General features: G+C 71.9%; 19 protein-coding genes, 1 rRNA gene and 2 riboswitches. Of the genes, 15 read left to right on the plus strand and 5 right to left on the minus strand.

The genetic code is table 11. From position 1 onward, the window contains the following. The 12 genes from rrf to ACZ6Z8_RS20445 all read left to right on the plus strand — a co-directional run. Nucleotides 1-92 (plus strand): 5S ribosomal RNA (rrf, locus tag ACZ6Z8_RS20390); the annotation flags it as partial. Between the two features lie 99 nt (nt 93-191). Next, nucleotides 192-812 (plus strand): CDP-alcohol phosphatidyltransferase family protein, encoded by a 621-nt coding sequence (locus tag ACZ6Z8_RS20395; RefSeq protein WP_465611445.1) that lies wholly within the window; start codon nt 192-194, stop codon nt 810-812. A 124-nt stretch (nt 813-936) separates the two neighbouring features. Further along, a complete protein-coding gene (locus tag ACZ6Z8_RS20400) occupies nt 937-3,432 on the plus strand; it encodes a sugar phosphate nucleotidyltransferase (protein WP_465611446.1) in 2,496 nt (831 codons plus the stop codon). Between the two features lie 190 nt (nt 3,433-3,622). After that, entirely contained in the window at nt 3,623-4,705 is a 1,083-nt protein-coding gene (locus ACZ6Z8_RS20405) for a DUF881 domain-containing protein (RefSeq protein ID WP_465611447.1), read from the plus strand. Beyond that, nucleotides 4,702-5,034, plus strand: a complete 333-nt coding sequence (locus ACZ6Z8_RS20410; RefSeq protein WP_030062488.1) for a small basic family protein — start codon at nt 4,702-4,704, stop codon at nt 5,032-5,034. The genes ACZ6Z8_RS20405 and ACZ6Z8_RS20410 overlap by 4 nt, the downstream gene beginning before the upstream one ends. Beyond that, a complete protein-coding gene (locus ACZ6Z8_RS20415; RefSeq protein ID WP_465611448.1) occupies nt 5,018-6,193 on the plus strand; it encodes a DUF881 domain-containing protein in 1,176 nt (391 codons plus the stop codon). Before ACZ6Z8_RS20410 ends, ACZ6Z8_RS20415 begins: the two co-directional genes overlap by 17 nt. A gap of 562 nt (nt 6,194-6,755) precedes the next feature. Continuing rightward, entirely contained in the window at nt 6,756-7,298 is a 543-nt protein-coding gene (locus ACZ6Z8_RS20420; RefSeq protein ID WP_465611449.1) for an FHA domain-containing protein, read from the plus strand. Nucleotides 7,299-7,480: 182 nt separating this feature from the next. Continuing rightward, a complete protein-coding gene (gene ftsR / locus ACZ6Z8_RS20425) occupies nt 7,481-8,176 on the plus strand; it encodes a transcriptional regulator FtsR (RefSeq protein ID WP_465611684.1) in 696 nt (231 codons plus the stop codon). Between the two features lie 121 nt (nt 8,177-8,297). Then, nucleotides 8,298-8,774 carry a bifunctional nuclease family protein gene (locus ACZ6Z8_RS20430; protein WP_030062493.1) on the plus strand — a complete coding sequence of 159 codons (477 nt, stop codon included), beginning with the start codon at nt 8,298-8,300 and terminating at the stop codon, nt 8,772-8,774. Nucleotides 8,775-9,008: 234 nt separating this feature from the next. Continuing rightward, entirely contained in the window at nt 9,009-9,653 is a 645-nt protein-coding gene (locus ACZ6Z8_RS20435; protein ID WP_465611450.1) for a MerR family transcriptional regulator, read from the plus strand. Nucleotides 9,654-9,778: 125 nt separating this feature from the next. Next, nucleotides 9,779-10,474, plus strand: a complete 696-nt coding sequence (locus tag ACZ6Z8_RS20440) for a SanA/YdcF family protein (RefSeq protein ID WP_465611685.1) — start codon at nt 9,779-9,781, stop codon at nt 10,472-10,474. 64 nt (nt 10,475-10,538) lie between these two features. Further along, entirely contained in the window at nt 10,539-11,927 is a 1,389-nt protein-coding gene (locus tag ACZ6Z8_RS20445; RefSeq protein ID WP_465611451.1) for a DNA polymerase IV, read from the plus strand. A 150-nt stretch (nt 11,928-12,077) separates the two neighbouring features. On the opposite strand, the gene ACZ6Z8_RS20450 is transcribed toward ACZ6Z8_RS20445, so the two are convergent. Then, on the minus strand, nt 12,078-13,562 hold the full coding sequence (locus ACZ6Z8_RS20450) for an MFS transporter (protein WP_465611452.1): 1,485 nt from the start codon (nt 13,560-13,562) through the stop codon (nt 12,078-12,080). A 194-nt stretch (nt 13,563-13,756) separates the two neighbouring features. Further along, complete coding sequence (locus ACZ6Z8_RS20455; RefSeq protein ID WP_465611453.1) at nt 13,757-14,845, minus strand: PRC and DUF2382 domain-containing protein; 1,089 nt, start codon at nt 14,843-14,845, stop codon at nt 13,757-13,759. 223 nt (nt 14,846-15,068) lie between these two features. Continuing rightward, nucleotides 15,069-15,172, plus strand: a riboswitch (glycine riboswitch). A gap of 1 nt (nt 15,173) precedes the next feature. Beyond that, nucleotides 15,174-15,305: riboswitch (glycine riboswitch) on the plus strand. Between the two features lie 104 nt (nt 15,306-15,409). Here ACZ6Z8_RS20455 and gcvP point away from each other — a divergent pair. Next, nucleotides 15,410-18,310 carry an aminomethyl-transferring glycine dehydrogenase gene (gcvP, locus tag ACZ6Z8_RS20460; protein WP_465611454.1) on the plus strand — a complete coding sequence of 967 codons (2,901 nt, stop codon included), beginning with the start codon at nt 15,410-15,412 and terminating at the stop codon, nt 18,308-18,310. A 201-nt stretch (nt 18,311-18,511) separates the two neighbouring features. Here gcvP and ACZ6Z8_RS20465 read toward each other — a convergent pair whose 3' ends face one another. Beyond that, entirely contained in the window at nt 18,512-18,703 is a 192-nt protein-coding gene (locus ACZ6Z8_RS20465) for a DUF5999 family protein (RefSeq protein WP_030288352.1), read from the minus strand. Between the two features lie 424 nt (nt 18,704-19,127). Then, nucleotides 19,128-19,706: a hypothetical protein gene (locus ACZ6Z8_RS20470; protein ID WP_465611455.1), complete on the minus strand. Its 579-nt coding sequence runs from the start codon at nt 19,704-19,706 to the stop codon at nt 19,128-19,130. A gap of 378 nt (nt 19,707-20,084) precedes the next feature. Here ACZ6Z8_RS20470 and ACZ6Z8_RS20475 point away from each other — a divergent pair, with 378 nt between their 5' ends. Beyond that, nucleotides 20,085-21,590, plus strand: coding sequence for a glutamate-cysteine ligase family protein (locus ACZ6Z8_RS20475; protein WP_465611456.1), 1,506 nt, complete (start codon nt 20,085-20,087; stop codon nt 21,588-21,590). Nucleotides 21,591-21,670: 80 nt separating this feature from the next. Then, nucleotides 21,671-22,459 (plus strand): CPBP family intramembrane glutamic endopeptidase, encoded by a 789-nt coding sequence (locus tag ACZ6Z8_RS20480; protein WP_465611457.1) that lies wholly within the window; start codon nt 21,671-21,673, stop codon nt 22,457-22,459. Here the strand turns inward: ACZ6Z8_RS20480 and ACZ6Z8_RS20485 are convergent. After that, a complete protein-coding gene (locus tag ACZ6Z8_RS20485) occupies nt 22,437-22,973 on the minus strand; it encodes an HAD domain-containing protein (RefSeq protein ID WP_465611458.1) in 537 nt (178 codons plus the stop codon). The genes ACZ6Z8_RS20480 and ACZ6Z8_RS20485 overlap by 23 nt on opposite strands. Nucleotides 22,974-23,055 lie beyond the last annotated feature (82 nt).

Here is a 23,055-nt window from a genome sequence, read left to right on the forward strand (position 1 = left end):
CGCCCGGTTACATTCCGAACCCGGAAGCTAAGCCTCACAGCGCCGATGGTACTGCAGGGGGGACCCTGTGGGAGAGTAGGACGCCGCCGAACAATTCTTCGAGAGAAGCCCCCGCCGGGTGAACCGGACGGGGGCTTCTCTGTTGTAGGGTCAACGTGCATTGTTGTGACACAGGACAGGAGGGCCCCCGGGTGGAGGTCCAGGAGACGCGGGTCCAGACCGATCGCGTCCTCACCATCCCCAACCTGCTGAGCATGGCCCGGCTGGTCGGTGTTCCGCTCTTTCTCTGGCTCATCCTGTGGCCCGCGTTCGGCGGGCCCAAGAACGACGGCTGGGCGCTCCTGATCCTCGCGCTCAGCGGGGTCAGTGACTACCTGGACGGAAAGCTCGCCAGGCGGTGGGGGCAGATCAGTCGGGTGGGGCAGTTGCTGGACCCGCTGGCCGACCGGCTCTATGTGCTGTCCACCCTGGTCGGACTGACGTGGCGTGAGTTCCTGCCCTGGTGGGTGACGGCGATTCTGCTGGCCCGCGAAGTCTTCATCGCGTCGCTGCTGCCGCTGCTCAACCGGCACGGTTACGGGCCGTTGCAGACGAGTTTCCTCGGGAAGGCCGCGACCTTCAATCTGATGTACGCGTTTCCGCTTCTGCTGCTCGGTGGCATCGACAGCTGGATCGCGCGGCCGGCCGAGGTGGTGAGCTGGGCCTTCATCTGGTGGGGGACCACGCTGTACTGGTGGTCGGCGATTCTTTACGCGGTTCAGGCGCGGCAGATCATCAAGGGCGCCGCCGCGGGCTCGACGTCCACAGTCTGAGACGTGATCTGAGAGAAGTCCCACGTCGCCTCGGTGCGTCGGACGAGGGCTTCCGGGTAGAGAACCCTCTGGAACGGTTTGATGGACCTGTAGGTCCACCACCGCGAAGGAGGACGCACCCGTAATGAAAGCCGTAGTCATGGCAGGGGGCGAGGGCACCCGTCTCCGCCCGATGACCTCCAGCATGCCGAAGCCGCTGCTTCCGGTCGCCAATATGCCGATCATGGAGCACGTGCTGCGGTTGCTGAAGCGACACGGCCTCTCCGACACCGTCGTCACCGTCCAGTTCCTGGCGTCACTCGTCAAGAACTACTTCGGTGACGGCGAGGAACTGGGCATGCACCTGACCTATGCCCATGAAGAGACGCCACTAGGCACCGCGGGGAGTGTCAAGAATGCCGAGGACGCGCTCAAGGACGATTCCTTTCTGGTGATCTCCGGCGACGCGCTGACCGATTTCGACCTCACTCAATTGATCGAGTTTCACCGTAGTAAGAACGCACTGGTCACGGTCTGTCTCACCAGGGTGCCGAATCCCCTGGAGTTCGGTATCACGATCACGGACGAGGAAGGGCGCGTCGAGCGCTTCCTGGAGAAGCCGACCTGGGGGCAGGTGTTCTCCGACACGGTGAACACCGGTATCTACGTGATGGAGCCCGAGGTCTTCGACTACGTCGCGGCGGGTGAGTCCGTCGACTGGTCGAGCGACGTGTTCCCCCAGCTCCTGAAGGAGGGCAAGCGGGTCTACGGCTACGTCGCCGAAGGCTACTGGGAGGACGTGGGCACCCACGAGAGCTATGGCAAGGCCCAGGCGGACGTCCTGGAGGGCAAGGTCGACGTCGAGCTGGAGGGCTTCGAGATCTCGCCGGGCGTCTGGGTGGCCGAGGGCGCGGAGGTCGACCCCGAGGCCGTGCTGCGCGGACCGCTGTACATCGGCGACTACGCCAAGGTCGAGGCCGGCGTCGAGATCCGCGAGCACACCGTGCTGGGCAGCAACGTGGTGGTCAAGCGCGGTGCGTTCCTGCACAAGGCGGTGGTGCACGACAACGTGTACGTCGGGCCGCAGAGCAATCTGCGCGGCTGCGTGGTGGGCAAGAACACCGACGTGATGCGGGCCGCGCGGATCGAGGACGGCGCGGTGATCGGGGACGAGTGCCTGGTCGGCGAGGAGTCGATCATCGGGGCCAACGTCCGGGTCTACCCGTTCAAGACCATCGAGGCCGGCGCGGTGGTCAACACCTCGGTGATCTGGGAGTCGCGCGGGCAGGAGCACCTCTTCGGCGTCCGCGGCGTCTCCGGCGTCCTCAACGTCGAGATCACCCCGGAGCTGGCCGTCCGGCTGGCCGGCGCCTATGCCACGACGTTGAAGAAGGGCGCCACCGTCACCATTGCGCGTGACCACTCGCGTGGTGCGCGTGCGCTCAAACGGGCGATGATTTCGGCGCTGCAGACCTCGGCGATCGACGTCCGCGACCTGGAGAACGTGCCGATGCCGGTGGCCCGGCAGCACACCGCACGGGGGAGCGCGGGCGGGATCTTCCTGCGGACCACGCCAGGGGTGCCGGACTCGCTGGACATCCTCTTCTTCGACGAGCGCGGGGCGGACCTCTCCCAGGCCGGGCAGCGCAAGCTCGACCGCGTCTACGCGCGCCAGGAGTACCGGCGGGCCTTCCCGGGCGAGATCGGGGACCTGACCTTCCCGTCCAGCGTGTTCGACTCCTACGCGGGCAACCTGCTGCGGACGGTGGACACCACCGGGGTCCGGGAGGCCGGACTGAAGGTGGTGGTGGACACCGCGCACGGCAGCGCCGGGCTCGTTCTGCCCAGCATCCTCGGCCGGCTCGGGGTGGAGGCGCTCACCGTCTCCACCGGGCTGGACGAGGCGCGGCCGACCGAGGACGCGGAGACCCGGCGGGCCGGGCTGGCCAGGCTCGGCGAGTTGGTGGCCTCCTCGCGGGCGGCCTTCGGCGTTCGGTTCGATCCGGTCGGCGAGCGGGTCGCGTTCGTGGACGAGCTCGGCCGGGTGATCGACGACGACCGGGCGCTGCTGGTGCTGCTGGACCTGGTCGCGGCCGAGCGGCGCAGCGGTCAGGTGGCGCTGCCGGTGACCACGACCCGGATCGCCGAGCAGGTCGCCGCCTACCACGGCACCCAGGTCATCTGGACCACGACGACGCCGGACGACCTCGCGAAGGCGGCCTCCGCCGAGGGCACGGTGTTCGGCGGGGACGGGCGCGGCGGCTTCGTGGTGCCCGAGTTCAGCGGGGTGCTGGACGGTGCCGCGGCCTTCGTCCGCCTGGTCGGCCTGGTGGCCCGGACCCAGCTCACGCTGAGCCAGATCGACGCGCGGATTCCGCAGGCGCACATCCGGCGCCGGGACATCGCGACGCCCTGGGCGGCGAAGGGCATGGTGATGCGCTCGGTGGTGGAGGCGGCCGGCAACCGGCGGCTGGACACCACGGACGGCGTGCGGGTGGTCGAGGCGGACGGGCGCTGGACGCTGGTCCTGCCGGACCCGGCCGAGGCGGTCACCCACCTGTGGGCCGAGGGCCCGGACGACGAGGCGACCGAGGCGCTGCTGGACGAGTGGGCGTCGGTGGTCGAGGGCGCGGGCCGGTGACGGCCTGAGCGGACGGGTCTTCTGATCGGAGGAATCCCCGAACGGCGGGGCGTGCGGTTCGGCCCGCGCGCCCCGTTGTCCGTTTTCACATCATTCGGAAGGGTCCGTCACTTTCCGTCGATGTGTGCGGTGTGTGTGCAGCTCAGGGGCCGTGCGCGGGCCCCTCGGCCGTCATGGGACGATGGTCCGCATGCCAGCGACGCCGACGCCGAGTGCCCCGAACGGACGGTACAACCGCCCGGACGCCTCGATGTCCCTGCTGACCAACGTGATGGACCACAGCCTGGACGAGGGCTACGCGGAGGCGGCCGCGGCCCGGGGCGGTGAGCACGACAGCCGGATACCCCGGACCCTGCGGGGTCTGTTGACGCTGGGTGCCGGGCTGGCGCTGGTCGGGGCGGTGGTGACGGTCGGCGCGGTGAACGCGCACAAGGCGGAGCCGACGCTGGCCAAGGAGCGGGACGCGCTGATCCACCGGATCAACGACAGCAACGGCTCGGCGGACCACCTCCAGAAGGAGGTCCAGGACCTGCGGCGCAAGGTCGACGACACCCAGCAGCAGGCGCTGGCCTCCGGCGACGGCGGAGCGGCCGGTCTGACCGATCAGGTGGGGCTGGGAGAGGTCACCGGGCCCGGGGTGAAGCTGGTCCTGGAGGACGCCGCGGGCACGGGGAGCGGGGGCAACGTCGATCCGCGGGCCGGGCAGGGCTTCTCCAACAGCGGCCGGCTGCGCGACCGCGACCTGCAGCTGGTGGTGAACGGGCTGTGGGGATCCGGCGCGGAGGCCGTCTCGATCAACGGGCAGCGGCTGACCGCGCTGTCGGCGGTCCGGGCGGCGGGCGAGGCCGTGCTGGTGGACAACCGGCCGCTGGTGCCGCCGTACAACATCCAGGCGATCGGGGACGGGCCGAAGCTGCTCACCGCCTTCGAGAAGGACATGGCCGGGCAGTACCTGCGGCTGCTGGAGGAGAAGTACGGCATCAAGTCGACGCTCTCCGCGCAGAAGAGCCTGACGCTTCCGGCGGCGGTGGGTGTGACGCTGCGGACCGCCCAGCCGGTCACACCGGAGCCGACTCCGACTCCAACTCCAACTCCGACTCCGACTCCGACGCCTTCGGCGACCTCGTCGGCCGGCTCCACGTCCGGGCCGGGAACCTCGGAGAGCCCGGGAGCCGTTTCACCATCCGCGACCAGCGGCGCACCGACCACGAAGCGGCGTCCGGCCGGCGGATCCGCCAAGACCACCACAGGGACAGGAGCAGCTAGACCGTGATTGCCGTACTGGGTCTCGTGATCGGGGTGGTCGTCGGCCTCTTCGTCCAACCCGAGGTGCCCGACGCCGTCGTGCCCTACCTGCCGATCGCGGTGGTGGCGGCGCTGGACGCGGTGTTCGGCGGCGTCCGGGCGATGCTGGACGGGATCTTCAACGACAAGGTCTTCATCGTGTCGTTCCTGTCGAACGTGGTGGTCGCGGCTCTGATCGTCTTCCTGGGTGACCAGCTGGGCGTCGGTTCGCAGCTGTCCACGGGTGTGGTCGTCGTCCTCGGCATCCGCATCTTCTCCAACGCTGCCGCGATCCGGCGTCATGTCTTCCGGGCCTGAGCCGGGCCGCGAGACGGCGGCGACGGAGGAGGAGAAGAAGAGGGCGGAGGCGCCGGTGGCCGAGGAGTCCGTCGTGGAGCAGGTCGACGAGCCCGTCGAGGAGCCCGTCGAGGAGCCGGTCGAGAAGGCGCCTGCGGAGGCCGCTCCGGAGGCGCAGGAGGAGCCGGCGGCTGTGCCCGCCGAAGCCGTGGCCGAGCCGGAGCCCAAGCCGGAGCCGGAGCCGAAGGAGTCTGACGCTAAGGCTGAGCTTGAGGGCGGGGCGGAGGAGCTGAAGCCGTCCGTCCGGCTGGTGAAGGAACCCGAACCCGAGGCCGAGCCGGTCGAGGTTGAGCCGGTCGTGGCCGAGGCGGTCGAGGCCGAGACGGAAGCCGTCGAACCGTCGGGGGCCGTTGAACCGTCGGGGGCCGCCGAGGAGCCGCCGGCTGTGGACCGGACCGCCGGTCGGCGGCGGCTGCAGGCCGCGCTGTGGCCGCCGCGGCTGTCGCGCGGCCAGCTGGTGGTGGCGCTGCTGCTGTTCTCGCTCGGCCTGGCGCTGGCGATCCAGGTGCGCTCGACCAACGACCACCACAACCAGCTGCGCGGAGCCCGGCAGGAGGACCTGGTCCGGATCCTCGACGAACTGGACAGCCGTCAGCAGCGTCTCCAGCAGGAGAAGGCGGAGCTGGAGCAGTCCCTGGGCAAGTTGGAGAACAGCTCCAACCAGGCCAAGGAGGCCCAGGAGCAGACCAGGAAGAAGATGACGGAACTGGGTGTGCTGGCCGGTACGGTCAAAGCCACAGGTCCGGGCATCGTACTCACGGTCGACGATCCCCAAGGGCTGGTGAAGGCAGATATGCTGCTGGACACCCTGCAGGAACTTCGAGCGGCGGGGGCGGAGGCGATTCAGATCAACGATGTGCGCGTGGTGGTCAACACCTACTTCACCGACCTGTCGGGTGGTGGGGTGCAGATCGACGGGAAGAAGGTCTCGCAGCCCTATCGGTTCACCGTCGTGGGGAACCCGCAGGATCTGACGCCCGCGCTGAACATCCCGGGAGGCGTCGTCCGTACTCTTGAGAGCCACCAGGCGCGGGCGACGATCACCCAGCAGCAGAAGGTGGTCGTCGACGCCCTGGTCGACCTGAAGTCGCCGCAGTACGCCAAGCCGGCTTCGAAGTGACGCGCTCGGCGAACGGCCCGTCAAGGGCGGGCGGCACCCGGTGCGGGGCGCCGTCGTCGCGTGGGAGAGACTGGTTCGCACCAGTACGCTCCGTAGCACCAACCGCAGCAACAACCGTCGGAGTACCACTCCAGCAGGCCCGGGCCGCGACCGGGCCCGCAGCCTGTCCGAGGTTCTCACCCTGCCCCGCGGGCGGGTCTGTCACACGCAAGGGGATTCGCCCGTGAGTTTCTTCTCGAAGTTGTTCGGCCGCAACAAGGGCCGTGACGCCGCCGCCGTCGAGGCGCCGACCGCGCGGCACCGCCGGGCGGAGGACGAGCCCGCGGTGCCGGGCATGCGTCCCGCTCCCGAGGCCGGCACGTACGCCGGACAGCAGCTGTACCGGGACGGTGCCGCCGCCCAGTACGCGGGGAATCCGGCGGGCTACGGCGCGTCGGTTGACCCCTCCGGCGACCCGCGCATAGGTTTCCCGTCAGGACCCTCAACCTCTGCTGGAGGGTTTGCACCGGACCCGTACGCCGGGCACAACCCGTCGGGTGTGCCGCGCCAGGAGGCTGTGAACATGGCTGGCCCCACTCCGTGCCCCAGGTGCGGCAACCAGAACCCGGCCGCGGCCCGCTTCTGTTCCAACTGCGGCACCCCGCTGCGCGGCGGCGTGCTGCCCGAGGGGGCGGCGGAGACCACGTCGACCATCTCGATCTCCGGCCTGGAGTCCTACGACCCGTCCGCGACGACCGGCACCGGTACCACGCCGGCCCTGTCGGCCGAGGTGCTGTCGGCGATCGACGCGCTGCCGCCGGGTTCGGCGCTGCTGATCGTCCAGCGCGGCCCGAACTCGGGCAGCCGGTTCCTGCTGGACTCGGACGTCACCACGGCGGGTCGTCACCCGCAGGGTGACATCTTCCTGGACGACGTCACGGTCTCCCGGCGCCACGTGGAGTTCCGCCGCACCCCGGCCGGCTTCAGCGTCGCCGACGTGGGCAGCCTGAACGGCACCTACGTCAACCGGGAGCGGATCGACGAGGTGCCGCTGAACAACGGCGACGAGGTGCAGATCGGGAAGTACCGGCTGGTGTTCTTCGCCGGCCACAACCGGGGGTACTGAAACCAACGTCGGCGGGAGCCCGAGTGAATACGAATACCCCTTCCTCTTCTCTCGGGGCGGCCAACCCTGCGTCGTCGTCAGGTCCGCAGGCGGACCGGGGCGGACGCGGGGTGGTCGCGGGCCCCAGGCAGCCGGTCCGGCCGGACCGGCCCGCCGGGCGGCGGCGCGGCGGTGACGAACTGCTGAGCATCGGTGCGGTGCTGGCCTTCCTGCGGGACGACTTCCCCGAGGTGACCATCTCCAAGATCCGCTTCCTGGAGGCGGAGGGCCTGGTCGAGCCGCAGCGCACCCCCTCGGGGTACCGCAAGTTCAGCCCGTCCGACGTCGAGCGGCTGGCCTACGTGCTGCGGATGCAGCGGGACCACTACCTGCCGCTGCGGGTGATCCGCGAGCACCTGGACGCGATCGAGCGCGGTGAGGCCCCGCCCGCGCTGCCGTCCGCGGCCGACACCCGGCCCGGGCCGCTGGAGGAGGCCGACCGCGAACTGGTGGCCTCGGCGGACGTCTCCTCCGGGGTCCGGCTGGGGCGCGCCGAGCTGCTGGCGGCGGCCGAGGCCGGCGAGCAGGAGCTGGCCGCGTGGGAGTCGTACGGGCTGATCGCGCCCGGCCCGGACGGCGGGTACGACGGGGAGGCGCTGCAGGTGGCCCGGCTGGTCGCAGAGCTCGGCCGGTACGGGCTGGAGCCGCGGCACCTGAGGGCCATGAAGGCGGCGGCGGACCGCGAGATCGCGCTGGTGGAGCAGGTGGTGGCACCGCTGCGGCGGCACCGGAACCCGCAGACCCGGGCGCACGCGGAGGCCACCGCGCGGGAGCTGGCCACGCTGTCCGTGCGGCTGCACGCGGCCATGGTCCAGGCCGGTCTGCGCGCCCGCGGCTAGGGCGTGTGCCGCGGCCCGGCAGGGGCCCCGAAGCGTCCTCGGCGTGCCCGGTGCACCGCGCTGACCAGCGGCGTCGGCCCTGCGCTTTCATATCCGGGGTCGGAGCCATAGGGTTGCCTGTGTGAATGAGCTCGACGTCGTGGGTGTCCGAGTGGAGATGCCTTCCAACCAGCCGATCGTGCTGCTGCGGGAGGTCGGGGGAGATCGATACCTGCCGATCTGGATCGGCCCCGGCGAGGCGACCGCGATCGCCTTCGCCCAGCAGGGCATGACGCCGGTGCGCCCGCTGACGCACGACCTGTTCAAGGACGTCCTGGAGGCGCTCGGCCAGCAGCTCACCGAGGTCCGGATCACCGACCTGCGGGAGGGCGTGTTCTACGCCGAGCTGGTGTTCGCCGGCGGGGTCGAGGTGAGTGCCCGGCCGTCCGACGCCATAGCGCTGGCCCTGCGCACCGGCACGCCGATCTACGGGAGCGAGGAGGTGCTCGCCGAGGCGGGCATCGCGATCCCGGACGAGCAGGAGGACGAGGTCGAGAAGTTCCGCGAGTTCCTCGACCAGGTGTCGCCCGAGGACTTCGGCGGTGGCGGGCCGCAGTAGCGCGGACGGTTCGGGTCGGTTCGGGTCAGCTCTTCAGCGTGCCGTTTTGCCAAAATCCGTCCATCTACCCACACTAGGGGCACGAAAAACCACTCTCCTGAGTGATGTGGTTTGTCTGGCCCGGCGTGGCGATCGTTGACGGGTCATAGGGGACTGCCTACCGTCAGGAGTGGCTGTCCGGGTGGCCGATGCCCGCAGTCGGGTTGCCCGCAGCACGAGCGGACGGAGGTAGGCATGAGCAGCACCGGCGATGACGCGGCCGTGGGAGGCCTGTGCGCCGTGCACATGCCGCGCACCGCTCGCACCGTGTCGGACCTGCCGAGGATGGGCAGGTTCCCGGCCGTGCAGCCGGGCCAGCCCGCGATCGAGCGGCTGGCCCCGACGTCCGAACTGCTCGGTTTCCGCGGCCCGACGGCCTGCGCGGCGGCCGGCATCACCTACCGCCAGTTGGACTACTGGGCCCGCACCGGACTGCTGGAGCCCAGCGTCCGGACCGCGTACCCGGCGACCAGTCAGCGGCTCTACAGCTTCCGTGACGTGCTGCTGCTCAAGATCGTGAAGCGGCTGCTCGACGCGGGCGTCTCGCTGCAGAACATCCGGGTGGCCGTCGCCCATCTGCAGTCCGGCGAGCAGGCCGACCTGACCGGGCTGACGCTGATGTGTGACGGGGCGACGGTCTACGAGTGCACCACGCCGCAGCAGGTGGTCGATCTGCTGAAGGGCGGTCAGGGGGTCTTCGGCATCGCGGTGGGAGCGGTCTGGCAGGAGCTGGAGCTGACCCTCGGTCGGCTGCACGCGGAGCGGACCGACACCGGCGAGACGCTGGTGGGCAACGATCCGGCGGACGAGCTGGCGCAGCGGCGCAACCGGGCGGTCTGACGGAGCGGTCCGGTCGACGGGGCCGTGGCCCGGAACGGGGAACCGTTCCGGGCCACGGCCTCGTCGTGTTGCTGGTGGAGCGACCGAGGGAGGGGCACGTGGAGGCCGGTACCGGGATATCCGGGATGCTGCGGCGTCGGGCCGGGGGGCTGCGGGCGCGGCTGCGGGAGCGCGGGACGCAGCGCAGGGTCTTCCAGGTGACGACGCTGCTGTGCGCGCTGGCGCTGGCACCGAGCGCCTGGCTGTGGTTCGCGGCGAGCGACCGGGTGGGGACGGTGGAAAGCGCGCCGTCGGCGCCGGTGGCGGTGGTGTTCGGCGCCGGGCTGGACCAGGGCAAGCCGTCGCCGTACCTGGAGCACCGGCTGGTGGCGGCGCTGGACCTGTACCGGGAGGGCAAGGTGAAGGCCGTCCTGGTGACCGGGGACAACGGGCGGGTGGAGTACGACGAGCCGGACGCGATGTACCGGTACCTGACCGAGCACGGGATCCCGGGGGACCGGGTGGTCCGGGACTACGCGGGCTTCGACACCTGGAACTCCTGCACCCGGGCGCACCGGATCTTCGGGGTGGACCGCGCGGTGCTGGTCAGCCAGGACTTCCACGTCCGGCGGGCGCTGGCGCTGTGCGAGGCGGCGGGCATCCGCTCCTACGCGGTCGGTGTGCCGGAGCCGCACGACGTCACCTGGCTGTACGGCGGGTTCCGGGAGGTCGCCGGGGCGGGGAAGGCGGCCGTGAACGTCTGGCTGCGGCCGGACCCGGAGTTCCTCGGGCCCAAGGAGGACGGCATCCCGAAGGCGCTGGCGGAGGCCGCGGAGCGGTAGCGCCGGGCGCGGGGCGTCGGCCGGGTTCGTACGCACTGTCGGACCCGTGCGCGATGATCGGCGGGTGCGATCTCTGCCGAGCATCATCCACCTCGACATGGACGCCTTCTTCGCGGCGGTGGAGCAGGCGTCCAAGCCCAGCCTGCGCGGGAAGCCGGTGATCGTCGGCGGGCTCGGCGGGCGCGGGGTGGTCTCGACGGCCTCGTACGAGGCGCGGAAGTTCGGGGTGCACTCGGCGATGCCGATGGCGCAGGCGCGCCGGCTGTGCCCGAACGCGGCCTTCCTGACCGGGCGCTTCGAGGCGTACCGGCAGAACAGCGAGATCGTGATGGGGCTGCTGCGCGAGCTGTCGCCGCTGGTGCAGCCGCTGAGCCTGGACGAGGCCTTCGTCGACCTGGAGGCCGGTCCTTACGGGCCGGTGCTGACGGAGGCGGACCACGAGACCGGGGAGCGGCTGGTGCTCGCCCTGGCGGAGGACCTGCGGGCGGACATCCAGCGGCTCACCGGGCTGACCGGCTCGGTCGGGGCGGCGGGCTCCAAGCTGATGGCGAAGATCGCCTCGGAGCAGGCCAAGCCGGACGGGCTGGTGCTGATCGAGCCGGGGGAGGAGCGGGCGGTGCTCGGCCCGATGCCGGTCCGGGCGCTGCCGGGGATCGGCCCGGCCACCGAGCAGGTGCTGCGGCGGGCCGGGCTGAGCACGGTGGCCGACCTGGCGGAGGCGGGGGAGGCGGAGCTGGTCCAACTGCTCGGGCGGGCGCACGGCGCCGGGATCTTCCAGATGTCGACAGGGCTGGACGAGCGGCCGGTGGTGGCCGACCAGGACGCCAAGTCGGTCTCGGTGGAGGACACCTACGAGGTGGACCTGGCCGACCGGGACCGGGTGCTGCGTGAGGTGGAGGCGCTGGCCGGCCGGTGCGTCCGGCGGCTGCGGTCGGCCGGGCGCTCGGGGCGGACGGTGGTGCTCAAGGTCCGGCGGTTCGACTTCTCGACGCTGACCCGCTCGGAGACCCTGGGCGGGCCGACCGACGACGAGGCGGTGATCACCTCGACGGCACGGCGCCTCGCCGAGCAGGTGGACATCACCGGCGGGGTCCGGCTGCTCGGGGTGGGCGTGGCCCAGCTGGCCGACTACACCCAGGAGGACCTGTTCGCCCAGGCGCTGCGGGAGGAGGCGGCGGAGCACGCCGCCGAGGCGGCCGAGGTGGCGGAGGCCGAGGAGGAGCCGGAGGAGGCGGTGGTGCGCCGCTGGATGCCCGGGCAGGACGTCCGCCATGCCGAGTGGGGGCCGGGCTGGGTGCAGGGCAGCGGGGTCGGGCGGGTGACCGTGCGGTTCGAGACGCCGTGGAGCGGGCCGGGGCGGGTGCGGACCTTCGCGGTGGACGATCCGGCGCTGGAGCCGGCCCGGCCGCTGCCGCTGCGGCAGGTCGAGGAGCCCGGCGCCGAGGGGGAGTGAGGCGGGAGGACGCGGAACGGCCCCACCCGGTGGAAGTACCGGGTGGGGCCGCATACCGTGCCGGACTCCGGACGGTCGTGATGCCCTCGCGACCGAGCGGAGGCCGGGGCCCGCGCGTCCTGTCCCTGAGCGCGCGGGCCGGACGCCTCGTCAGGCGTCGGTCTTGGCCAGCTCGGGGCTGGAGTCCTGCCGGGCCGGGCCGCCGGCGACGGCCGTGGCCGACTTGGCGGTGCGGATCAGGAAGGGGACGGCGCCGGCGATGACGCAGACGACGGCCGTGGTCCAGAACGCGTGCTTGTACGCGTCCAGGGTGGGCAGCAGCACCGGGATCGGGAGCTTCATGACGTCGCCGGTCAGGATGGCGGTCATCACGGCGGTGCCGATCGCGCCGCCGACGGTGCGCAGCACGGAGTTCATGCCGTTGGCGATGCCGCTCTGCTCGACCGGGACGGCGCCGTTGATGAAGGCCGGCATCGCGGCGAAGGCGAGGCCGATGCCGAGGCCGAAGATGGCGGAGGCGGTGTAGATGTCGCCCTCGGCGCTGTGCCGCAGGGCCAGGTAGGCCATCGAGACCGCGCCCAGGACGCCACCGAGGACCAGCGGCAGGCGGGGGCCGCGGCGGGCGATCAGCAGGGCGCCGACCGGGGCGGCCACCATCGAGCCGATGGCGGACGGCAGCAGCATCACACCGGCGTGCAGGACGGTCGCGGTGAAGCCGTAGTGGGCGTACTTCTCCGGGGTCTGGGCGAAGTTGCTGATGACCATGAACGAGCCGTACATGCCGAAGCCGATGAGCAGACCGGCCAGGTTGGTGAAGGCCACGGCCGGGCGGGACATCATCTTCAGGTCGACCAGCGGGTGCGAGACCTTGGTCTCGATGATGCCCCAGACCAGGGCCACCACGGCGGCGACGGCGAACAGGCCGAGGGTCTTGGTGGAGGTCCAGCCCCAGTGGTTGCCCTGGCTGACGGCGACCAGCAGGGCGGAGAGCCAGGCGGCCAGAGTGACGGCACCGAGCGGGTCGGCGCCGCCCTCCTTGTCGGTCACCGGGTCGGTCGGGACGCGGAAGGCGACCAGGGCGACCGCGATCAGGCCGAAGATCAGGCCCATCCAGAAGATGGACTTGTAGTTCCAGTGCTCCAGCAGCAGGCCGGTGGCGACCAGGCCGAGGCCGGAGCCGACGCCCATCGAGGCGCTGATGGCGGCGACGCCGCCGGTGACCTTCTGCTTGGGCAGCTCGTCGCGGACGATGCTGATCGCCAGCGGCATCACGCCACCGCCGGCGCCCTGGAGGACGCGGGCGACGACCAGCCAGGTGAAGGAGTGGGTGCTGACCGCCAGGGCCGAACCGGCGACCAGACCGGCCAGCGAGATCAGCAGCATGGGCTTGCGGCCCCGGAGGTCGCCGAAGCGGCCCAGCAGGGGAGTCAGCACGGCGGCGGACAGCAGGTTGGCGGTCATCAGCCAGGTGATGTTGGAGCCGGAGACGTCCAGTTCCTTGGCCAGCGACGGCAGGATCGGGACGACCGCGGTCTGCACCACGCTGAACGACAGCATCGCCAGGATGAGGGCCGGCAGGACCCGGGCGTTGCTCTGCTTCTTGGCCGCGGTGGTGGGCTGTGGTGCCTCACTCACGGTTGCTTCCTCCCGTACATAGTGAATGAACTGAAGTAACTCTGCCGGAAGATACTTCAGAGTGTCAAATATCGACTGGTTAAGGTTTGGCAAAGGTGAAGGTTCGGGTGCGGTGGACCGGCGGATCGCGGGCGCGTCGAGGGCCCCGGACCGGAGTCCGGGGCCCATCGGGAACGCTGGTCGGGGCGGTGGAATCAGGCCAGGGGGTGCAGGGCGGCGGGGCGGGCGCCCTCGGGGGCCGGGGACATCGAGCCGTTCGTCGGGTTGGGCGCGGCGACGGCCTCGGCGGTGGTGTCGTGGACCTCGACGTTCTCGCGGCGGAGCTCGTCCCGGATCACCTCCTCCTCGGTGTACCGCTCGACCACCAGACGGACCCGCTCGATCGGGGCGAGGTACTTGCGGACCACCGGCCGTTCCTCGCGGAGGGTGACCTCTTCCACCGCCTCGTCGATCTCCTTCTCGGTGAGCGAGGCGAGCTCGGTTTCGCTGACCGGGATCCGCTCCACCCGGACCCGCTCGCGGACCACCGGGACGCGGCGCTCGACCTGCTCGCTGGTCACGTACTTGCGCAGCTTCGCGGTGCCCAGGACGTGCCACTCGGTGGAGATGTCGAGCCGCTCCTCGCGGCAGGTGATCTCCACCGGGTCGCTGGGGGCCGAGGCGGCGGCGGTGTCGGTCGCGAAGGGAGCGGTCGCGGCCTGGGTGGTCGCGACCGGCGTGGGCGCGGCCTGGGCGGGATGCGGCATCGGCTCGACGGCGTGGCCGGGGAAGGGGGCGGGGGTGCCGAGGGTTCGCACGGGGGCCTCCGTGGCGGTGCTGGTGGCGGTGGCGGTCATCGTCGTGCCGGAGTCGGGGGAGTGGTGGGCCACCGGCTCGGCGGCCGCGGCCACGGGGACGGCCGAGGTGGTGCCGAAGTCGAGGTCCGGCTGGGCGGCCGGGCCGGGCGCCCCGGCGGTCGGGCGGCCGTCCACCGCGGTGTCGAGGCCGTAGTAGCGGTAGAGCTGGAGTTCCTGGGCGGGGGACAGGTGCTGGCCGACGCCGAAGTCCGGCGAGTCCTTGACCAGCGACTTGTCGTACGGCACCCGGAGCTCGTCGCCGGAGAACTCGCTCGTGGTGAGGGGGACGAAGGCGTCCCGCCCGAAGATGCCGGTGCGGACGGCCGCCCACTCCGGCTGTCCGGTGGCGTCGTCCAGGTAGACCTCGTCGACCGTGCCGATCTTGTCGCCGTTGCGGTCGACCGCCTTGTGGCCGATGAGGTCGCGGGGGTCGATTTCGGTCTGCACGCTTTCCTCCAGTGCGCTGCGCCTGCGGCACGCCCGCAGATCGGCGGCCGGGGCACCCGTCCCGTCCGCCACTTCACACCAAAAGCCATGAATCGGGCCCACGCGACCGGGGTGCGGCCGGACGGGTCGGCGCTGGGCCGTCCGGGGGACGCGCGTAGACCCGGAGTGATCCGACGCACCCGTGATCGGAAGGCCTCCCGCTGGTACCCTGGGCGGCGACCGCCGAGCCCGCTCGGGAGAGTCCCCGTCAGCGAAAACCACTGGTCGGGGCGCCGAAGGAGCAACTCCTCCCCGGAATCTCTCAGGCATCCGTACCGTGCGGGATAGGTCACTCTGGAAAGCAGGGCAGGACCGTCGGCGCGGGAGCCGGCGATCACCACCCTCACCGACGGTGCAAGCCGACGGAGCGCCACAGCGCGACGTGCGGGCGAAGCTCTCAGGTCCCGATGACAGAGGGGGAGGCCTTTCGGGTCCGTCCGCCCAGGCCGGTCCGCTGTCCGCAGCGGCGTTGGCCGGCCGGCGTGCGTACCCCCGTTGGTCCGTGACCAGGAGGCCTCGACCACCATGAACGCCCAGCCGAACGCGGGACGCCCCACCGGCGCCCCGACCCTCACCGAGCTTGAGCTGGCCAGCCCCTTCGAGAACCGCCACATCGGCCCCGACGCCGCCGCCCAGGAGAAGATGCTGGCGTCCGTCGGCTACGGCTCGCTGGACGAGCTCGCCGCCACGGCCGTTCCCGAGGCCATCCGTTCCATCACCGCCCTGGACCTGCCCGCAGGCCGCAGTGAGGCCCAGGTCCTCGCCGAGCTGCGCGAGCTGGCGGGCCGCAACCAGGTGCTCCAGCCGATGATCGGCCTGGGCTACTACGGCACCTTCACCCCGCCGGTGATCCTGCGCAACGTCATGGAGAACCCGGCCTGGTACACCGCCTACACCCCGTACCAGCCGGAGATCTCGCAGGGCCGCCTGGAGGCGCTGCTCAACTTCCAGACCCTGGTCTCCGACCTGACCGGCCTGCCCACCTCCGGCTCCTCGCTGCTGGACGAGGGCACCGCGGCCGCCGAGGCGATGGCGCTGGCCCGCCGCGTCACCAAGGTCAAGGGCGGCGTCTTCCTGGTCGACGCCGAGACCCTGCCGCAGACCATCGCGGTGATCAACACCCGCGCCGTGCCGACCGGTGTCGAGGTCGTCGTCGCCGACCTGTCCGAGGGCATCCCGGCCGAGATCGCCGAGCGCGGCGTCTTCGGCGTGCTGCTGCAGTACCCGGGCGCCACCGGCGTGGTCCGCGACCTCGCCCCGGTGATCGAGCAGGCGCACGGCCTGGGCGCGATCGTCGCCGTCGCCGCCGACCTGCTGGCGCTCACCCTGCTCAAGTCCCCGGGCTCGCTGGGCGCCGACATCGCCTGCGGCACCTCGCAGCGCTTCGGCGTGCCGATGGGCTTCGGCGGCCCGCACGCCGGCTACCTGTCGGTGCGCGCCGAGTACGCCCGCTCGCTGCCCGGCCGCCTGGTCGGCGTCTCCGTCGACGCCGACGGCAACCGCGCCTACCGCCTGGCGCTGCAGACCCGCGAGCAGCACATCCGCCGCGAGAAGGCCACCAGCAACATCTGCACCGCCCAGGTGCTGCTCGCCGTGATGGCCTCGATGTACGCCGTCTACCACGGCCCGGACGGCCTGGCCGACATCGCCCGCCGCACCCACCGCTACGCCGCCGCCCTCGCCGAGGGCCTGCGGGCCGGCGGCGTCGAGCTGCTGCACGGCGAGTTCTTCGACACCGTCACCGCCGTCGTCCCGGGCCGCGCCGCCGAGATCGCTGCCGCCGCCCGCGCCAACGGCATCAACGTGTACCAGGACGGCGAGGACCGGATCTCGGTCTCCACCGACGAGACCACCACCCGCGAGCACCTGGCCGGTGTCTGGGCCGCCTTCGGCGTCCCCGCCGTCGAGGTGGCCGAGGCCGCCGGGACGCTGCCGGCCGCGGTGCTGCGCGAGGACGAGTACCTGACCCACCCGGTCTTCCACAGCCACCGCTCGGAGACCGCCATGCTGCGCTACCTGCGCCGCCTGTCGGACCGGGACTACGCGCTGGACCGCGGCATGATCCCGCTGGGCTCCTGCACCATGAAGCTCAACGCCACCACCGAGATGGAGGCGGTCACCTGGCCGGAGTTCGGCCAGCTGCACCCCTTCGCTCCGGTCGACCAGGCCGCGGGCTACCTGACCCTGATCCGTCAGCTGGAGCAGCAGCTGGTCGAGGTCACCGGCTACGACGCCGTCTCGATCCAGCCGAACGCGGGCTCCCAGGGCGAGCTGGCCGGCCTGCTGGCCGTCCGCGCCTACCACCACGCGAACGGCGACACCCAGCGCGACGTCTGCCTGATCCCGTCCTCGGCGCACGGCACCAACGCCGCCTCCGCGGTGATGGCCGGCATGCGCGTGGTCGTGGTGAAGACCCTGGTCGACGGCGACGTGGACGTCGAGGACCTGAAGGCCAAGATCGAGCAGCACCGCGACAACCTCTCGGTGCTGATGGTCACCTACCCGTCGACCCACGGCGTGTACGAGACCCAGATCACCGACATCTGCGCCCTGGTGCACGAGGCCGGCGGCCAGGTCTACGTGGACGGCGCCAACCTGAACGCCCTGGTCGGCCTGGCCAAGCCGGGCAAGTTCGGCGCGGACGTCTCGCACCTGAACCTGCACAAGACCTTCTGCATCCCGCACGGCGGCGGCGGCCCGGGCGTCGGCCCGGTCGCGGTGCGCGCCCACCTGGCGCCGTACCTGCCGAACCACCCGCTGCAGGAGGAGGCCGGCCCGGCCACCGGCGTCGGCCCGATCTCGGCCGCGCCGTGGGGCTCGGCGGCGATCCTGCCGATCTCCTGGGCGTACGTCCGGCTGATGGGTGGCGAGGGCCTCAAGCGCGCGACCCAGGTCGCGGTGCTGAACGCCAACTACATCGCCAAGCGCCTGGCTCCGCACTTCCCGGTGCTCTACACCGGCCCGGGCGGGCTGGTCGCGCACGAGTGCATCATCGACCTGCGCCCGCTGACCAAGGAGACGGGCGTGACGGTGGACGACATCGCCAAGCGCCTGATCGACTACGGCTTCCACGCGCCGACGATGTCCTTCCCGGTGGCCGGCACGCTGATGATCGAGCCGACCGAGTCCGAGGACCTGCACGAGATCGACCGGTTCTGCGACGCGATGATCGCGATCCGCGGCGAGATCGACAAGGTCGGCTCGGGTGAGTGGGCCGCCGACGACAATCCGCTGCGCAACGCCCCGCACACCGCCGCCACGCTGGCCGGCGACTGGGCGCACGGCTACTCGCGGCAGGAGGCGGTCTTCCCGGCGGGCGTCAACCCGGCGGACAAGTACTGGCCGCCGGTGAGCCGGATCGACGGCGCGTACGGCGACCGCAACCTGGTCTGCTCCTGCCCGCCGCTGGACGAGTACGGCGTCTGATCCCGGTCGGACGGACAGGGCCGGGGCCCCGGCGGAACGTTTCCGCCGGGGCCCCGGCCTTTTCTCGTCGTGCACTTCGCGTCGAAGCGCCTCGCGTCGCGCTTCGCGCGGTCGGGTCGGCGGTTGCCCCCGCCGGGCGGTCCCGGGCTGGGCGGTCCCGGGCCGTACGGTTCCGGCCGTACGGGCTGGGGCCGCGTGCGGTCAGGCCGCGTGGGCGACGGGGCGGCGCGGGGCGATCACCCGGCCGTCCGGCAGCAGCTCTCCGGTGTCCTCGAACAGGACGACGCCGTTGCAGAGCAGGCTCCAGCCCTGCTCCGGGTGGCAGGCCACCGGCACGGCCGCTTCGCGGTCCTCGGACTCGGCCGTCGGGCACTCAGGACGGTGCTGGCACATACGCGTACCCTCGCTTCGCTCTGCGATCCTCCCCGTGGTGCGGTCACCGGAGGTCGAGCCGTCCGGAGCCGCCGTGGTGGTCGGATCCTGTCCGCGCGCCGACCAGGTGTGGACCGGCGCTCAAGTGGGTAGGACAGGTGGTCCTTCCACGCTGGTTCCCAGTGTCGGCATCTGCGGACGTGCGCGCAGCGATTTCGTGACATGCGCCACAACTCCCGGGCATAGATCACCCGTTCAGGTGGCGCCCAGGGGAAACGGCGCACCACCGGGTCAGCCGGGGGATGGCCCGGCGGGGCCATGGCGGGTGGCCCGACCGGGTGGTAGCCGTTCGGGTGAGCCCACCCCGGGGGCGTCGGAGCGCACGGCGAAGGGCCGCCGGGCGGCGCGACCCGGCGGCGGTGTGGCGCTTCGGCTCCCGGTCGGGTCAGGAGGAGCCGAGCAGCAGCGGCGGCGGTCCGGCGAGCGGGGCGCGGACGAGCAGCGGTAGCAGCTCGGCGGCCGGGTAGGCGCGGTGCGCGGTGACGCCGAGCGGGGCCGGGGCGAGCGGGATCAGCAGGTCGGCGGACGGGCCGGCGTCGGGGCTGTGCAGCCAGAGCGCCGTGGCGTACTGGCCCGGGAAGGTGAGCAACCGGGGCTGGCAGCGGGAGCGGGAGCCCTGGGCGAGCTGCCAGGCCTCGCGCAGCGCCCGGACGGTGGAGGAGAGGTACGGGCCGGCGGTGAAGTGGGAGAAGGTGTGGCCCTCCGCGCTCTGCACCACCTCGGCGGCGGCGGCCACCTCGGGGCCGTCCTTGATCAGGAAGCGCCAGCCGGTCCGGCGGGCGGCGGGCAGTTCCGGATAGGGGCCGTCCAGAACGTGCACCGCGAGCGGGTGCGCGGGGAGCAGTGGACCGGTCGGGTGACGGAGCGCTGCGGCGGCGGGCTGGCGCAGCGCGGTCTCCGAGTCGAGCGCGCCAAGGACCGCGCGCAGGGCACTCGGCGGGGGCTGGGGGGTCTGCAGGGTCATGGCGGGGTCCGCCTCTCCAAGCGAGATCGGCGTGCGAGTGCGGCATACCGGCGCGGCGCGGTGCGTCTTCGCTGACGGGGGCCGGCCTTGTCCGGTTGTGCAGGATCGCGGCGCCGGCGCGGTCGCCGCCCTCGACGGGAGCCTCGGGGCGGGAAACGGACCTGCCGGAACGCAGTGCGAACTCAGCGAACTCATCGAACAAATGCGCAGGGTGATCTGTTTATCACAGGCCGTGGCGCCGAGCAAGTCTGCAGTTGGCCTGAATTCCCGTCAGATGCCTTGCATTGCAAGCCAGTACAAGCATTCGGGTATCGATCTTCGAGGTGGGCATGATGCTTGGCACGGTCGACCGGCCGGGTGTCTCAGGAGGAGGGGACCGTGGGCGAGAAGGTCGTGGCGACTCGGGCGGATCTGGCGGACCGGCAGCAGTACCGGCTCAAGCTCCAGGCCTGTCTGGACGCGCTCGGGCGGATGCTGCGCGAGGACCGCTTCGACCGGCCACGGGCGGTGATGGGCCTGGAGATCGAGCTCAACCTGGCCGACGACCAGGGCCTGCCGGTGATGCGCAACGCCCAGGTGCTGAGCGCGATCGGCTCCAGCGACTTCCAGACCGAGCTGGGCCAGTTCAACATCGAGGTCAACATCGTGCCGCACCGGCTGTGCGGGCACGTCTTCGAGGAGCTGCGCGAGGAGATCGACACCGGACTGCGCTACGCCGACCGGCAGGCGGCCGAGGCCGGCGCCCGGATCGTCATGGTGGGCATCCTGCCGACCCTGGAGAACGACCACACCGGGCTCGACGCGATGAGCCACAACCAGCGGTACAGCCTGCTCAGCGATCAGATACTGGCCGCCCGGGGGGAGGACATCGCCCTGGACATCGAGGGCGTCGAACACCTCCAGCTGGAGTCCATCACCATGGTGGCGGAGGCCGCCGCGACCTCGTTGCAGCTGCACCTCCAGGTGACGCCGGAGCGGTTCTCCTCGGTGTGGAACGCCGCCCAGGCGATCTGCGGGCCGCAGCTCGCGCTCGGGGCCAACTCCCCGTTCCTGTTCGGGCGGGAGCTGTGGCGGGAGACCCGTCCGGTGCTCTTCCAGCAGGCCTGCGACACCCGTTCGGCGGAGCTCAAGGCCCAGGGCGTGCGCCCGATCACCTGGTTCGGCGAGCGCTGGGTGGACTCGGCGTACGACCTGTTCGAGGAGAACCTGCGCTACTTCCCGGCGCTGCTGCCGATCTGCGACGACGAGGACCCGCTGAAGGTGCTGACCTCCGGCGGCGCGCCCAGGCTCGCCGAGATGCGGCTGCACAACGGCACCATCTACCGCTGGAACCGCCCGGTGTACGACGTCGCCGGCGGCGTCGCCCACCTGCGGGTGGAGAACCGGGCGCTGCCGGCCGGACCGACGGTGGCCGACACCCTGGCCAACGCCGCCTTCTACTACGGGCTGGTGCGGGTGCTCGCCGAGCAGCCCCGGCCGGTCTGGACCCGGCTGCCGTTCGAGCGGGCGGACGAGAACTTCCGGCAGGGCGCCCGGTACGGCATCGACGCGGTGTTCCAGTGGCCGCGCCCCGGCCGGGCGGGCCGCGGCGGCGGGCTGCAGACGGTGTCGGCGGTCGACCTGGTCCTCAACGAGCTGCTGCCGATGGCCTACCAGGGGCTGGACGAGTGGGGCGTGGAGCCGGCCGACCGGGACCGCTACCTGGGGATCATCGAGCAGCGCTGCCTGCGCCGCACCAACGGCGCCGCCTGGCAGAGCGCGACCTTCCACCGGCTGCGGGAGCAGTACGGGATGGACCGCCCGGCCGCGCTCGCCGCGATGACCCGGCGCTACGCCGAGCACATGCGCGGCGGTGAGCCGGTGCACACCTGGCCGGTCGGCTGACGGCTCCGCCCGCTGTGTCAGGATGATCGCTCCGGTCGTCGGCCGACCGCCGGAGCGATCGTCCGTTCGATGGAGCGCCCGTGACAACCAGCCCGACCGTCCCGGAGACCGCGGAGCCCACCCGACGGCTGCTCGGCACGGAGCTGCTGGTCGTCCTCGGCCTGTCCCTCGGTGCCAGCGGGATCAGCGCGCTGATCAGCTTCGCGGGCTCGCTCACCGAACCGCTCAGGCTCGGCCAGCAGGTCGCCACGCTGAACGGCTCGCGCGCCCCCGGACGGCCCTGGCTGGACCTGGTGTGGCAGCTGTACTACATCGGGCGCGGGCTGATGCCGGTGGCGCTGGTCGGCTACCTGCTGGTGCGCGAGGGCGCCTCGCTGCGGGTGCTGGGCTTCGACCTGCGGGAGAAGCTGCGCGACCTCGGCCGGGGCGCGGGCGTCGCGGCGGCGATCGGTGGCTCCGGGCTGGCGCTGTACCTGGCCTCGCAGGCAGCCGGGTACAACCTGACGGTGGCGCCCTCGGGGCTGCCGGACGTGTGGTGGCGGGTGCCGGTGCTGGTGCTGTCGGCCTGGCAGAACGCGATCCTGGAAGAGGTCGTCGTCCTCGGCTACCTGCTGCGCCGGCTGGGGCAGCGGGGGTGGTCCTGGCCGGCCGCGGTGGCGGCCAGCTCGGTGCTGCGCGGCTCGTACCACCTGTACCAGGGGGTCGGCGGGCTGGTCGGCAACATGGTGATGGGGGCGGTGTTCTGCCTGCTGTACCGGCGCTGGGGCCGGGTGATGCCGCTGGTGGCCGCGCACGCGCTGATCGACACGGTGGCCTTCGTCGGGTACGCGCTGCTGGCCGGGCACGTCAGCTGGCTGCCGACCCCCTGACCTGTGGCCCCGGCAGCGGGAGGGTGCGCGGCGGCCGGGCCAGCAGGCGCTCGACGTGCCGGCGCTCCAGGCCCTGGCCGGGGTCGATCGGCAGCAGCAGCCGGTCCCGGCGCCAGAGCGAGCGGTGGACCAGCCGGGAGGGTATGACGTCGTCCACCCAGGCGAAGGGCCGGCCCCCGGCGTAGCGCAACAGCGGGGCCCACTTGGCGGCGGAGAACAGCTCCATCAGCGGGACGCGCGGGTCGCCGGGCTGGGGGACGTACCCGCTGAAGCGGACGAAGGGGAGCGGGTCCAGGCCGATCGCCGGGGCGATGTGGGTGTTGGCGTGCTCCTCCCAGGTGGTGGCCCAGACCAGCTCGTACGTTCCGGCGAGTTCGCGCAGCCAGGCGCCGTGCTTGGCGGCGAGCAGGACGGCGTAGCCGAGCAGGGTGTGGGAGTCGAACCCGGCGTCCGGATGCGGACAGACCGGGTTGAGCACCCCGTCGACGTCCAGGAACAGCAGTGGCTTAGGCACCGGCGGGCCCCCCAGGTGGATGGTGTTTCCTACCTGGTCGGACGAACCACGCGCACCGGTGGTTGCTCGGCGACGGGCGCAC

This window comes from Kitasatospora sp. NPDC101108 (assembly GCF_055584725.1).

What these genes read in the sequence shown, in the direction of transcription:
- ACZ6Z8_RS20400 (WP_465611446.1), top strand. Translation starts at nt 937, where the DNA reads ATGAAAGCCGTAGTCATGGCAGGGGGCGAGGGCACCCGTCTCCGCCCG.
- ACZ6Z8_RS20405 (WP_465611447.1), top strand. Translation starts at nt 3,623, where the DNA reads ATGCCAGCGACGCCGACGCCGAGTGCCCCGAACGGACGGTACAACCGC.
- ACZ6Z8_RS20415 (WP_465611448.1), top strand. Translation starts at nt 5,018, where the DNA reads ATGTCTTCCGGGCCTGAGCCGGGCCGCGAGACGGCGGCGACGGAGGAG.
- ACZ6Z8_RS20420 (WP_465611449.1), top strand. Translation starts at nt 6,756, where the DNA reads ATGGCTGGCCCCACTCCGTGCCCCAGGTGCGGCAACCAGAACCCGGCC.
- ACZ6Z8_RS20435 (WP_465611450.1), top strand. Translation starts at nt 9,009, where the DNA reads ATGAGCAGCACCGGCGATGACGCGGCCGTGGGAGGCCTGTGCGCCGTG.
- ACZ6Z8_RS20440 (WP_465611685.1), top strand. Translation starts at nt 9,779, where the DNA reads ATGCTGCGGCGTCGGGCCGGGGGGCTGCGGGCGCGGCTGCGGGAGCGC.
- gcvP (WP_465611454.1), top strand. Translation starts at nt 15,410, where the DNA reads ATGAACGCCCAGCCGAACGCGGGACGCCCCACCGGCGCCCCGACCCTC.
- ACZ6Z8_RS20465 (WP_030288352.1), bottom strand. Translation starts at nt 18,703, where the DNA reads ATGTGCCAGCACCGTCCTGAGTGCCCGACGGCCGAGTCCGAGGACCGC.
- ACZ6Z8_RS20470 (WP_465611455.1), bottom strand. Translation starts at nt 19,706, where the DNA reads ATGACCCTGCAGACCCCCCAGCCCCCGCCGAGTGCCCTGCGCGCGGTC.